This is a genomic window from Vibrio sp. M260121, assembly GCF_036533715.1.
GTDB lineage: Bacteria > Pseudomonadota > Gammaproteobacteria > Enterobacterales > Vibrionaceae > Vibrio.
Genome location: NZ_JATABF010000029.1, coordinates 1 through 12,390, shown reverse-complemented (window position 1 = coordinate 12,390; position 12,390 = coordinate 1). Strand labels below are relative to the sequence as shown.

Annotated in this window: 12 protein-coding genes and 1 pseudogene; 4 read left to right on the top strand and 9 right to left on the bottom strand. The window is 46.2% G+C overall.

Annotated elements, in window-relative coordinates; translation table 11 throughout:
- Positions 1–43: 43 nt before the first annotated feature.
- On the top strand, positions 44–262 hold the full coding sequence (locus QTO06_RS15750; RefSeq protein ID WP_005429327.1) for a VF530 family DNA-binding protein: 219 nt from the start codon (positions 44–46) through the stop codon (positions 260–262).
- Positions 263–576: 314 nt separating this feature from the next.
- On the opposite strand, the gene QTO06_RS15745 is transcribed toward QTO06_RS15750, so the two are convergent.
- Positions 577–1,029, bottom strand: a complete 453-nt coding sequence (locus QTO06_RS15745; protein ID WP_331408829.1) for an acyl-CoA thioesterase — start codon at positions 1,027–1,029, stop codon at positions 577–579.
- 209 nt (positions 1,030–1,238) lie between these two features.
- Between QTO06_RS15745 and QTO06_RS15740 the strand changes: the two genes are divergently transcribed.
- From QTO06_RS15740 to QTO06_RS15730, 3 genes are all read left to right on the top strand, one after another.
- Positions 1,239–2,003, top strand: a complete 765-nt coding sequence (locus tag QTO06_RS15740; protein ID WP_331408828.1) for a ferredoxin--NADP reductase — start codon at positions 1,239–1,241, stop codon at positions 2,001–2,003.
- A 121-nt stretch (positions 2,004–2,124) separates the two neighbouring features.
- Positions 2,125–2,568 (top strand): RDD family protein, encoded by a 444-nt coding sequence (locus tag QTO06_RS15735; RefSeq protein ID WP_331408827.1) that lies wholly within the window; start codon positions 2,125–2,127, stop codon positions 2,566–2,568.
- Between the two features lie 126 nt (positions 2,569–2,694).
- Positions 2,695–3,531, top strand: coding sequence for an outer membrane beta-barrel protein (locus QTO06_RS15730; RefSeq protein ID WP_331408826.1), 837 nt, complete (start codon positions 2,695–2,697; stop codon positions 3,529–3,531).
- Between the two features lie 64 nt (positions 3,532–3,595).
- On the opposite strand, the gene QTO06_RS15725 is transcribed toward QTO06_RS15730, so the two are convergent.
- The 8 genes and pseudogenes from QTO06_RS15725 to QTO06_RS15690 form a co-directional block, all read right to left on the bottom strand.
- Positions 3,596–4,264, bottom strand: coding sequence for a DUF2057 domain-containing protein (locus QTO06_RS15725; RefSeq protein ID WP_331408825.1), 669 nt, complete (start codon positions 4,262–4,264; stop codon positions 3,596–3,598).
- Positions 4,265–4,466: 202 nt separating this feature from the next.
- Positions 4,467–5,612, bottom strand: a complete 1,146-nt coding sequence (locus tag QTO06_RS15720; protein WP_005429338.1) for an AI-2E family transporter — start codon at positions 5,610–5,612, stop codon at positions 4,467–4,469.
- Positions 5,605–6,291, bottom strand: a complete 687-nt coding sequence (locus tag QTO06_RS15715; RefSeq protein ID WP_005429340.1) for a potassium channel family protein — start codon at positions 6,289–6,291, stop codon at positions 5,605–5,607. The genes QTO06_RS15720 and QTO06_RS15715 overlap by 8 nt, the downstream gene beginning before the upstream one ends.
- 19 nt (positions 6,292–6,310) lie before the next feature.
- Positions 6,311–7,198: an HlyD family secretion protein gene (locus QTO06_RS15710; protein WP_045383752.1), complete on the bottom strand. Its 888-nt coding sequence runs from the start codon at positions 7,196–7,198 to the stop codon at positions 6,311–6,313.
- A gap of 12 nt (positions 7,199–7,210) precedes the next feature.
- Complete coding sequence (locus tag QTO06_RS15705; protein ID WP_005453214.1) at positions 7,211–7,414, bottom strand: DUF1656 domain-containing protein; 204 nt, start codon at positions 7,412–7,414, stop codon at positions 7,211–7,213.
- The gene (locus QTO06_RS15700; RefSeq protein ID WP_331408822.1) at positions 7,414–9,114 is read right to left on the bottom strand and encodes a TolC family protein; all 1,701 of its coding nucleotides are present in this window, start codon (positions 9,112–9,114) and stop codon (positions 7,414–7,416) included. The genes QTO06_RS15705 and QTO06_RS15700 overlap by 1 nt, the downstream gene beginning before the upstream one ends.
- A 10-nt stretch (positions 9,115–9,124) precedes the next feature.
- Positions 9,125–11,305, bottom strand: a complete 2,181-nt coding sequence (locus QTO06_RS15695) for an FUSC family protein (protein WP_331408821.1) — start codon at positions 11,303–11,305, stop codon at positions 9,125–9,127.
- 409 nt (positions 11,306–11,714) lie between these two features.
- A pseudogene (locus QTO06_RS15690) lies at positions 11,715–12,239 on the bottom strand (DMT family transporter); the annotation flags it as partial.
- Positions 12,240–12,390: the final 151 nt, after the last annotated feature.

Here is a 12,390-nt window from a genome sequence, read left to right as displayed (position 1 = left end):
TGAGTTAGATTAGCGCGCAACTTCACTTTACTGGATCAATAGCATGAGCCAACAGCAGCCGAATAACCCACTTCACGGGTTGAGTTTAGAAAAAATCCTTACCCGTTTAGTTGAGCACTTTGGGTGGAAGGGAATGCATGAGCGCGTTCGTGTTAATTGTTTTCAGAAAGACCCTTCGATTAAATCGTCGTTGAAGTTCCTGCGTAAAACGCAATGGGCGAGAGATAAGGTGGAAGCGCTGTACATCGAGACGTTCTGTTAATTGGATTTGATGCACGTCTAAAAGAGAGATTCCGGATGGCTCGCTTAGGCTTGTCCGGAATGACGTCCGAGCTCGTATTGTAGGGGCCAACACTCAAGCGAAAACCTAGCGTGATGCATAGTATTTCGAGGTAATTCATCGCTCTATGGTTTGCAGCAAGCGGTAAGTAGATTCTTAGTCTCGCCTTGGCTCGCTAGAATGACACAACTTTTCTTATCGCGTAGGCTGGAAGAGTTCCTCTGCGTCATTCCCGATAGCGACGAAGGGGCGCAGTCGGGAATCTTGATTCTGCTCTCTCGCATCTCGCCTCTTGATTACTCCAAATGATGCGTACTGCCCACGGTGCTTTCCAGTTCTAAAATCGACTGGCGAACATGGTCTGGAATTGCGGCTTTCACGTTGTTCTTAAAATCAAACATCACACCAGTGGCGGTGGCGACAGTCACAATCTTGCCCCACTTCTTGCTCAGCACGTGGTATTCCATTGTCATGCGATCGTCTTGCATGTCGATTACGCGTGAGCCAATCAAAAGCGTATCTGGAAACGTAACGGGTAGCTTATAGCGGCATTGGGTTTCACTTAAAACCGGACCGATGTGAGATGTCTGCAAATCTACCAACAGATTAATCTTGTTGAAGTAGTCCAAACGCGCAGTTTCGAAGTAACGAAAATACACCGCATTATTGACGTGTTGTAGGGCGTCCATCTCTCCCCAAGCGACTGTGATTTCCGTAATCACTGGGAATTCTTTTAATAACGTATCCATTACTAATGTTCCTTTTTCATCGACGTTGCCGCAATTTGCTAAGCGACTTATCACTTTGAGTATTTATTCTAGATGGAACTAATTAAAATGTAATAAAATTGTATGTAAAACGTGAAATGAATTAGATGCTTATTTTTATAAACTAAAAACTTTACATAGTCAGTTGTGAGGCGTAGGTTTAAGTAAGCGTAACCAAAAGGAGATGTCCAATGACAGAACTGAAAGGTTTCAATCTTGCCAAAGTAGAAAAACGAATCGACTGGACAGGTGAGCTGTTCAGTTTACGAGTTTCCGGTGCGCCTCTCTCCTTCAAAGCCGGACAATTTACCAAACTCGCCTTGCTCGACGAACAGGGCAACCCCATTAGCCGTGCATACTCGGTGGTGAATGCGCCCAGTGAGCAGTTCGAATGGCTCGAATTCTTAGTCGTCGCGAACCCTGAAGGGCAACTAACTCCAAGGCTGCAGCAGCTTCAAACCGGCGATAGCATTTATGTTGGTGAAACGGCCCATGGCGATCTGATCCACGATACCATTCCCAAGCACGCAAACGATCTATGGCTGCTTTCCACGGGCACAGGCATTGGCCCATTTCTCTCTTTATTAGACGACATCAATCTACTTCCACATAGCGATCACATTGTGCTGGTGCATGGTGTGCGTTACGAAAGAGATTTAGTTTATAAATACCTGATTGAGCAACTTCAACAGCGATATGAAGGTCGTCTTCGTTATGTGCCGGTTGTCAGTCGTGAGAGTATTCCGGGTAAGCTTCAAGGCCGTATTCCAGATCTGATTGCGTCAGGAGAGCTCGTTAATCGCGCTGACTTACCGTTTTCTAAAGAAAGCAGCTTTGTGATGATGTGCGGCAACCCAGAGATGATCAAAGACACCTCTCCAGTACTGCAAGAGATAGGCTTGGAAAAGTATCGTGCCCGAACGGGGGGCAATATCATTTACGAGAGATATTGGTAAGCACTGACTAATTTTTAGACCATCTCACTTCTGAGAGAGCGTCACAAATATAACGTCTCTTAATTGAGCATGGTCAGTCTCGTCCCTAGAATGCATCAGCTTGCATTTGAGGGGATTAGGTATGAGTCGTTCTATTGCCAATAGAAAGCAAAGGATTATTGGCGGTTTCATCGATCTGATGATCGTAACGGGATTCGTGTTGCTGATCGCGTTGACCATCAATTCATTTGTGAATGGCTTCGAACTCTCCTTGAGTGAAAACCTTCAGTTAGTAAAAGATACCAAGGCTAGCTATGTGCTAACCATACCTATGTTGATGCTAGTGAATTGGAATTTGCTTAGGGAAGGGCAAACCATGGGTATGCGGCTCGTTGGTATTAAAGTCGTGATGAAGAACGGTCACGATACAACGAAAGTCACTGCTTCACTTCGATTGTGTCTAAGCTATTTGATAGAGATGCTTATACCATTTACTTCACCAGTGAACATCGTTTTGCTTTTTTGCCATCCAGAGCGACGTTTGTTGCACGACATGCTTTCGGGCACCAAAGTCGTCAAATGCTAAGCCACTCGCTTATCCTACATTACAATCTTTATTTCATTCAGAGTTGCGATCGAGTCAACTTTTCATATCTCCCTTCCTACAACTACACTTACTTCAGACATAAATTCAATCGCTTAGGATTCAAGGATGATGAAAAAAGCAGGTTGGGCAGTGTGCCTCGCTACTCTCATTTCTTCCGGCGTCGTTGCTGGAGAGTGGGAGATTGAAGCGGGGGGATTTTTCTCTCGCACTGACACCAAACTTAACGCCTACGACCCTTACCTCGACCAAATACGTACCATTGATTTCGAATCTGATCTCGATTTGAAAGAGTTTACCGTGCTGCCTTATGTTGAGGTGGAGTATTACTTCAATAAAAAACATAGCGTGTATCTTGATTGGCGTAGTTTGCACCGTGAGGCAACCCGCACAGCGGTAACCAAGCCTTTTGAAGTTACCGTTGATGGCACCACTTATGCGGTTCAAGCTGGCTCTAAGCTGACCACAGAACTGAACATTGATATTGCACGCCTAGGTTACGGTTATCAGTTTTACACCAGTGATAAATGGGCGGTGGATGTATTGGCGGGGCTGCACGTGATGTGGCTGTCATTAGGTTTAGATGGCAAGCTTGGCGCAAAAGTGAGTGGCGTTGATGAGTTTCCGGTGATGTTTGTAGATGAGACGGTACTGAGTGATGTTACGGCTCCTTTACCTGATTTAGGCATTCGGGCGGAGTATTCGCTTAATCAAGATTGGATCTTGAAAAGTCATGCGCAGATTTTCTATCTCGCAGTGGATGATATCGAGGGCTATTTATTAGAGCTCGACGTCGGTGCGAAATACTTCTTTACCGATCAGTTCAGTATTACGGGGTCATTCAACTATTACGAAGTCGGCGTGGACTATGAAAGTGATAAGTCCGCGCTCGATGTTACCTACCGATTCTATGGTCCAATGCTGACCTTGGCGTATAAATTCTGAATTAAAAAAGCCACACTCGAGTGTGGCTTTTTGCATTGAATCTTTCGTTAACTACACAACGGGCTTATTGCTGGTTGATGTAGTCTTTAAAGCGCGCTTGTGTCTCGGCGTCCGCTTTTTGGTACCAGAAATGCAGCATTTCTTCAGCCGTTGAATCTGCTTTCATTGTCGCAGGCTTCGTTTGCTTCATGTCTGCTGGAATTTTTGCCGGAAGTGTTACAGGTTGAACCGCTGCTGTTGCAACACCGATTGCCGCTACGCCACCAGTCTTGTTGTAATCTTCCACTTCGCGCACGTAATCACGACCGATTTGCATGCCAGGTTTGATTAGCTTGTCTTGCTCTACCGCAATTGCGTTGCCAGAAGCATCAATCAACTTCCAATCTAGGTCTTTGATTTTGTCTTCCGCTTGGCGAAGGTCACGGTATTCAGGAACTTGTAGGCTTAGTTCTGCGTCCACGGCGTCGAAACGAGTTACGATAACGTCACTTTCCACGCTTAGGCGATCATTGCCTTGGCTGAAGTATGGTGAGTAACGGAATACAACTTGGTTAACGCCATCTGGTAGAGTTAGTGAACGTTCTGAAGCAAAGAAGCCACCCGATAATTTCACTTTCTCGCCGTTAGCCGCCAAAATAGAAACGTCGTCAGGAACGGTTACTGTCACATCCGCGAAAGCCATGCCACTCATTGCCAGAGCAAGCGCGCAAGTTAAAGGCTTGATCAATTTCATTGTTTTTATCCTAAGCACTGTATTAGTGGTCATCGAGAGTGCATCGATCATTGTCTGATTGCAACTCCCTAATGTAAGAAGATTGAAAATTTAACAAGAACGTCATTTTAATCGGATAGCAAACAATGAAACTGTGAACTTAGTTGCGCAAACCGCTGCAAAGGCAGCGGTTTGTTTCAATTGATGAGATGATTAATAAGGATTAGATGCCCGCACCGTGTCCTGATTCGGCTTGTGCTTCATCCTTCTCTTCTCGCAAGCTCTCTTCTTGCTGTTGTGCTTTCTCAATGCTCAACCACCAAACGAACAGTTCGTACCAAATCGCTAGGATAACGGCACCCAAGAACAGACCAACGATGCCGTAGAAGAGCATACCGCCGATTGCACCAAGCAGAATCACAGGCATTGGAACATCAACACCGCGACCCATCAACATGGGTTTAAACAAGTTCTCAGACAGCGCTGCGACCACAACCCAAACCGTAAACATGGTTGCTGTGCTCGTGTCGTTGGTCATGTACATGTAGCCAACCACCGGCAGTACAGCAAGCAGTGCAGGGAGCTGAGCGATACAAAGAATCATCAGAATCAGAGTCAGTAGGCCTGCTGCTGGAACACCGAAGATAAAGAAGCCCGCACCAATCAGTAGCGCTTGGATTGCAGCGACACCCACTACGCCAAGCAATACACTCTTAATGGTTGCGGCAATAAGCGTTGTCCAACTCTTCGCGTTATCACCAGCCGTACGTACAGCAACGGTTCGCAAGCCAGAGGCAATTGACTCCGAGTAAGTCATAAAGCCAGCAGCAATCGCTAGTGAAATGATAGAAAGTAGCAAGCTACCTAGAGCACCACCGACCATGCCAAGCAGAGACGTTAGACCCGACTTGATTTGTGGCATGAAGGTTTGAATTGCTTTTTCTAAGTTAGTCGCAAACAGTGTCCATACTTCATAAAGCTTATCACCGACAAGAGGCCATTCAGCAACAGAAGGTTTTGGACCGGGGATTTTGATGTCGCCGTTTTGAAGTACTTCAAGTGCGTGAGTTGCACCATCAACTATAGAGCCTGAAACCATGACAAGAGGCGCAACTAGAAGGGCGATACCCAACAATGCAATTGTCGTTGCAGCCAGACCACGTTTACCACCGTACACCCTTTCCAGCTTCTTACAAATTGGCATCAATGCTACCGCGATGATGGCCCCCCAAATCACAGGAAGAATGAAAGGTTTTATGATGTCGTACGTAAACATCAGCAAGATTAAAATCAAGCCGATTCGTATAGCAGATTCCACCATGTTACTGATGAAAATCTTACTCTCATTTTTTTCCGATTGTTTATCCATTTTTGTTTACCTGATGTTCAATGTTGGAACTGACGAGACTTGAAACAACAATCGCCATATAAAACACACCTACAATGGCCTCTAAATACACAACGACTTGTGCCAATGGTGTTAGAGGGCTGATGTCGCCATAACCGAGAGTGGTTAAGGTGACGAAACTGAAATACGCTGCATTTGAGAAGTTCTGCCCCCAAGAGATGGCTTCCATCCCTGTGAAGGAGTTTGGAGAGAACTCAAGAAGGATGAGGTAAGCAATTGCCCACATCAGACCCAACAGCAAAAACAGGGCAACTGAGCCAATCACTTTGTTGGTGTTCACATGCCCAGTGAAAAGAATTTGTCGCGCAATAGATTTGAACGTACCAAAGAAGAACGCGAAGGTGAGAGCAAGCATCACCACATCCATCTCTTTAATGCCCAAAACGGCCTTGATGACGATCACTACGACCCAGGTGCCAAGCAAGGTGTAGAGAAAGCGCGACCAGTTTTTGTCAAAGCGCAAGCTCGCCATGCAGACGATAAAGGTGATGATGGTGAAACCTTGCAACAGATGCTCCATTGCACCTTCTCCAACGACCTGAACAAACGCACCGCCGATCAATAGTCCGATAAGCGCTAGGGTCAGATAGAAGAAGTTGTTTTCTTCATTGATATTTTTGAGTTTTTTTCCAATAACCATGGTTATGCCCTTTTAACTCCTACTCTTGTTCTTGTGATGAGTCTTTCATCACCATGATGGAAGCAGAAAGGCCAAAGCGAAGGTCAACGCCTTCTGGCAATTCATGTAGAGAAACGCGAACGGGAATACGTTGCGCTAAGCGAATCCATTGGAATACCGGATTCACGTTTGGTAGTAGGTTGTAACCCACCGTGCCGTCTTTCGGTGCGATACCCCAGCCAATCGAGTCGACCGTAGCGTCGATTGGTGTGTCTGGGTGAGACATCAAGGTCACACGAGCATCGCTACCCGGAGCGATTTGCGCCAATTGACTCTCACGAAAGAAACCGAATACCCAGAAGCTATGTTTGTCGATAAGTGCCACTAACGGCTGGTTTGCCACGGCTTGTGTGCCGTTACGGATATCAAGGTTAGAAACAAATCCATCGACCGATGCGTAAACTTTGGTGTAGCCAAGATTTAGACGTGCAGATTTAAGCTGTTCTTCTGCTGATTTGATTTGCAGTAGTGACTCCTCATAAGTGATCTCACGACGGATGAGGTCTTTGTGAGAAACTGCGCCGCGGTCTTTGGCACGAATGTCTTTTAAACGATCGTACTCGATCTTTTTACCGCGAGAGCTGACGATCGCTTTTTCCAACGCCACTTCCGCTTGTGATAGGGCAACTTCGTAAGTGGTCGGGTCGATCTCAAATAGCAGGTCGCCTTGCTTTACTTCTTGGTTGTCCAGAACGGCAACATTAACGATAGGACCAGACACACGAGGTGCGACCTTGATAACGTTCGCGCGTACTTGACCATCACGGGTCCACGGGTTGTTAAAATACTCTTCGAATTTCTGATAGCCCAGCCATGCCGCGCCACCAAGAATGACAAGATTGAGTGCAATAACGAGTAGTTTTTTCATCTTGTTGGGCACCTAAAACTGTATATAAAAACTGTCGATGGCCACCACGTAAAACACCATGATGGCAATGAATGTCAGAGACGGAAACGCAATGAAACGAGACAAGCGCGTTTTGTTCAAAATGATCACCGTTATCCATGTAGCGGTGACAGCTAGAATCAGCACTAAGAGCAGCGGTGAGAAGTAAACGTCACCCCAAGAGAGTTCGTGTGGCATTACTGCACCTCCCCATCTTGCTCTGCACTTTTTTCCTCAGCACTTGTTTGCTCGGTACTATTTTTCTGGGCATCGTCCGCTTGTGTTTTGTCTGATGGTTGCTCAAGAAGCAGTGGCGGCAGAACGCGTTCTTCTTCGTCTAGCAAATCATCCCAATCGCTGCGGTCTTGCATCTGTTTTGCAACGGTTTCTGATAAGAAAGGCTTACCAGTTTGGGTTTCCCAACCGCCACCGAGTGCTTTGTAGAGGGCAACCACTTGGTTTGCGACGTTACCTTTGATGGTGGCGTAGCTGTCTTCTGCACGAGTCATTTTCTCTACTGAATTCAGCAGACGCTCAAAAGAAATCTGACCGTTTTCGTACTGGGTCATCGAGATGTTGAACGCGCGAATGGATGAGTTCACTGATTGCAGACGCAGCGATTTTTGCTCCAAGTACAAGTCGTAAGCTTCCAGCGCATTAGTTACTTCATTAACGGCTTGCAGCACCTTCTTGTTGTAGTTGGTGATGGTTTCTTGGAAGCGAGCATCTTCAAAGCGGATGTTGTTCTTCACTCGGCCGTACTGAAAAATGTTCCAGCTAAAGCTTGGCCCTGCGACCATGGTCAACGAGTCACTGAAACTAAAGCTGCTGCCGTCAGGTACTGTGCTGTCGATACCAATTGAACCGAACAGGGTGAAGCTTGGGTACAGTGCTGTTTCTGCAACGCCAATCTGAGCACTTTGCGCTCGCGCTTGCATCTCTGAAACCTGCAAGTCAGGTCGACGCATTACTAAGTTCGCATCCACTTTGTCATCCAATAGAGGAGGGCGAGGCACGATGGAGCGTTCATCATTACCAGACAAGGCTGGTTTTCTGCCTGAGGATTTAAACTGGTTTTCGTAATCTGCCATACGTTGGGCAAAGCCATCAGATTGCAACAGCTTCTCAACGTCTTCTGGCAGGACACCCAACAGCAACGCCAATGCTGTGCGCGACTGCTTCATTGCAATTTCAAGCGAAGGTTGCGCCGCTTTAGTATTGAAGAGTTGGTTCTTCGCTTGCTGAACGTCAAGCTCGGTTACGTTACCCGAATCAAACTGCACCTGAGTAATATTCACCACGCGCTCTTGGATCTCGATGTTTCGACGAGAGAGCAAAATACGCTCTTGGAACGTGCGGTAGTTGATGTAGTTGCGTGCTACCTCAGAGGTGATGGTCACCATGATGTCGTGGTAAGACGCAATCGATGCATAGTATCCCGCTTCGGCAGATTCAATGCCGCGTGCGTATTTGCCCCAGATGTCCATTTCCCAGCCTGCGTCAAACGACAAGGCAGCGTTATTCACACCTTGGTCGTTCACATAAGCTCTGGCTAAGTTACCGGATACGGTTTGCACTTGTGGGTATTGCAATCCTGTGGAGATACCCAATAGCGAGCGTGCTTGGACGATACGTAGCCCCGCCGCCTCAAGATCGAGGTTTTGTTGGCTCGCCATCTCAACCAGCTGGTTCAGCGTTGGATCGTTGAACTGCTGCCACCACTGTTGCAGTTTTTGCTCGGATTGCTGTGTGTCTTGCGCCGCTTTTTCTACCGACCAATCACTTGGCAAGGCGGTTTGCTCTGGGTGGACGTAATCCGGACCCAAAGTTGTACACGCACTCAATCCGAGAACAGAGAGTATGGCGAGGCTTGGTTTAGTTAGTTTTAGAAGCATCATATCCTCACCTTTAAAACCGCTTCTGACGTAAGTTCACCCAATCGATATCCTCGTAGGTTTGCTTGCATTGATTTATCGCTTCGAACACGTTCCTTTTTAAATTCAGCAAGATATAAAAACCAGCTATCTCTGAATAAACGTAGTCAGATAAATCCAACTCACTAAAGAAATCTTCCAGTTTATTTTCAAAGGATTGGTAATCTTGGCTGTATTGTTCGAACACAGAATCGAGTTCGTCGGTCGTCTGGTGGCTTGCTAATGCACCGGCCATCAGAGGTAATATGGAATCGGTATGTTTGCTACGTAACTGTTTGATAAGTGGGTTACTTAATAGCTTTTGTTCGGCGGCAATCAAGATGTTTACGTGGTTGCTTAAAGCGTCACAAGACTTACTGAATGCACCAATTGCTTCTGGCGGTGTCTTGTCGAACAGCTTGTGGTTGATCTTCGACCCCCACACTTTGAGCTTTTTAGAGGAAACGTTCAGTGTCACCAAGTGCAGTGAGCGTTTCATCTTATTAAATGTAGATTCAGACTGTTCATGATAGCTGGTAAATAGGTCGCCAACGTGCCTGAAATAGCGCTCTTTCAGTGTTAAGAACAAATGTTCTGGGCGGGAACTGAAAGGGAAGTAGTGAGCGAAAATGATCATGAACACCACCATGTAGAACAAGGTCATGATCGTCATCAGAATGCCAAAGTGATAGGTCATGTTGTTGTCGAGACCGAGGACAAACAAACCAATCATGTAGAAGATGGTCACCGGCCCTTTAAACAAGTAGAAGCCGATAAAGGTGTAGATGAAGATGAACAACCCGAGTTCACCACCGAGTTCTAATCCCGGCAAGATGAAGACGTACGAAGGCACCGCAAACAGGAAGCCGAACGTAAACAAAATCAGCAGCATGAATGGGTGAACAGGTACGAACGACAGCAGTGACATAAAGATGGTTGAGAAGGTAACAAACGAGTAGCCACCCGGTGGGTTGAAGTAAATCCAAATCAACCCAGCCACCCAATATGTCGTGAAGGTTTTCACTGCCGTTTTGAAGTTTTCGGCATCCCACCAAAGGAACTTGCTCTTCTGCTTCGGCAGATCTTGTTTGAACGAGACATTATTGGTGACCGAATCAATACAGCTGATGCTCTCTGCAAGGCGAGATAAGCTCTGATGCATTAGCTTAAGTAAGTGGCCCAGTGTAAGGGCAGAGCCTTTGACTAGATGGGGAGCATCTGACAAAGCTTGTTGGTTGTAATCAACGTTAAATTCCTGAGCGCGGTAAGCTGGCCCCTCGTTGTCCCACATTTCTTGGCAGGTTTTGAATAGTGCTTGAATTTCTTCGATGGCTTGATCGAAGTTATTGATGCAGCCTCGGTCTTGCTGGTGGCTAAAGTGACTGTGTGCTGCCACGCTGAGTTCTTGGGTTATTTGCTTATTGAAGTGGACGGCAAGTTGCCATTCTTTCATGTAGGCCGAGACATCACTGCACTCGACACTGACGGTTGCGAAGCGTTGCTCTAACGCGTTTTGTGCGGCGAATACTTTGTCTAGTAACTCGTCGATAGTGGGCTTAGGTTCTTCGTCTTCTTCACTGTCCTGCGTGCCTGAAGCAGGAACCAACCCTTGCTGCTGAGCATGCCTTTGTTCGAAGTTCTGTAAAATCGCTGCGAACAGGGCTTGCTGAGCTTGGTTAAGTTGTTCAATAAGCTGACGAAGGTTTTGCTCTGTCTTTGTTGGCCATAAGAAGGTGCCGACCAAGGTGTAAAGCACCACGCCAAAGATGGTCATGTACGCGCGGTCAACGCCGTACATAAACGCGCCCTCTGCATCGCCACCGTTAGACATCATCAAAGTCATTACACCGGTTAAGGCAAGTAAGGTTGGATCTTTTTGGTAAGCGTTACGGAAATAGAAGATAAAGGACACAACCACAGAGACACTGAGCATGTACATGAAGCGGTCTTGGGCAAACATTCCAACTAGCAACAAGCCAATCACAGCACCGACCAAAGTACCCAACACTCGCAATGTGCCTTTCGCTAGCGATTCACGACGGCTGCCTGTTGAAGCGATCAGCATAACAGTGGTCGCCGCTGTAGAAGCTTGCGGCCAACCCATTGAAAACGGGATCAGATAAGCCAGAGTCAGGCTAAGCGCTACTTTTGTGGCGAATTTGCTTTTATCGTTCATAGTGTCACAGTTAGCTCAGGCTTATGGTTGTAAGTCGATGAATTTATTCAATCAATAATCAGAATTTCGTTCTGAATAAATCGCGGAGGCGGAATATAGCGATTGAAAAGAAGTGGTTTGTAAATCCTTTGTCAAAACCAAATGAGGTAAAAGTGCCCAAATCACCGTTCACTCCCCACCGCTTATGGCATGAGGGAAAAATGAGCAAGAAAACGTTTAACTAGAAAATCTCATTACTGATACATATTTGCAGGAATTACCACACCAAATTTCAAATCAAAATAAGTCGCCAGCGTCTTAGGTACTGAACACTTCCAACATTTTGTGAAAACAAATACCTAACAAAAGCATAGATGATGTTCTTGAAGTTTAGAGGAAAGTTTCGATTTTTTATTGGCTTGTCTGAGTGTTAAGCACTTTTTTGAGAGCGAGATAAAAATACCAAACTGATACCGCCAAGAATGACTGAGCTGGTAATGATGGAGTGTACAGTCAGCACTTCACCCAACAGAAAGCTTCCTAGCACTAAAGCAATAACTGGCACGGAAAGTTGGCTTACCGCCGCTTGCAATAATGTTAGTTTCTTCATCACTTGATACCAAAGGACGTAACCGCAACCAGAGGCGATGGCGCCGGATACAACCGCGAGCATTACGCCTTGCAACGTAACGTGAATGGACTCTAGTAGAAGAGGAGAGAGTAAAAGCCCAAAGATAGAAGCGGTAATGAACCCCCAAGTAATGCCGCTGCTAGGAGTGGGAGCTTGCTTACCCAATGCGGTAAATCCTGCCCAACAAATGCCTGACAACACCATTAACAAAGCTGACCAAACATCAGGACGTGTTGCCGATGGCAGCATTAACCACGCAAACCCGAGCAAAGAAACCGCAATACCGACAAGTTAGAGTAATTTAAACCGTTGTCCTTGCCACCAGTCTGTCTCTTATACACAAATCCCCAAGCTTGTAGCTTGGGGATTTTTTTTGAACTCTTTAACGTGTGTGCGATCTGATCACTTACTATTCCTCACTGAAACACTAAGATGACATATTCAGACGCTAAACTTTGGGCACAAGAACAATTTG

What these genes read in the sequence shown, in the direction of transcription:
- QTO06_RS15750 (WP_005429327.1), top strand. Translation starts at nt 44, where the DNA reads ATGAGCCAACAGCAGCCGAATAACCCACTTCACGGGTTGAGTTTAGAA.
- QTO06_RS15745 (WP_331408829.1), bottom strand. Translation starts at nt 1,029, where the DNA reads ATGGATACGTTATTAAAAGAATTCCCAGTGATTACGGAAATCACAGTC.
- QTO06_RS15740 (WP_331408828.1), top strand. Translation starts at nt 1,239, where the DNA reads ATGACAGAACTGAAAGGTTTCAATCTTGCCAAAGTAGAAAAACGAATC.
- QTO06_RS15735 (WP_331408827.1), top strand. Translation starts at nt 2,125, where the DNA reads ATGAGTCGTTCTATTGCCAATAGAAAGCAAAGGATTATTGGCGGTTTC.
- QTO06_RS15730 (WP_331408826.1), top strand. Translation starts at nt 2,695, where the DNA reads ATGATGAAAAAAGCAGGTTGGGCAGTGTGCCTCGCTACTCTCATTTCT.
- QTO06_RS15725 (WP_331408825.1), bottom strand. Translation starts at nt 4,264, where the DNA reads ATGAAATTGATCAAGCCTTTAACTTGCGCGCTTGCTCTGGCAATGAGT.
- QTO06_RS15720 (WP_005429338.1), bottom strand. Translation starts at nt 5,612, where the DNA reads ATGGATAAACAATCGGAAAAAAATGAGAGTAAGATTTTCATCAGTAAC.
- QTO06_RS15715 (WP_005429340.1), bottom strand. Translation starts at nt 6,291, where the DNA reads ATGGTTATTGGAAAAAAACTCAAAAATATCAATGAAGAAAACAACTTC.
- QTO06_RS15710 (WP_045383752.1), bottom strand. Translation starts at nt 7,198, where the DNA reads ATGAAAAAACTACTCGTTATTGCACTCAATCTTGTCATTCTTGGTGGC.
- QTO06_RS15705 (WP_005453214.1), bottom strand. Translation starts at nt 7,414, where the DNA reads ATGCCACACGAACTCTCTTGGGGTGACGTTTACTTCTCACCGCTGCTC.
- QTO06_RS15700 (WP_331408822.1), bottom strand. Translation starts at nt 9,114, where the DNA reads ATGATGCTTCTAAAACTAACTAAACCAAGCCTCGCCATACTCTCTGTT.
- QTO06_RS15695 (WP_331408821.1), bottom strand. Translation starts at nt 11,305, where the DNA reads ATGAACGATAAAAGCAAATTCGCCACAAAAGTAGCGCTTAGCCTGACT.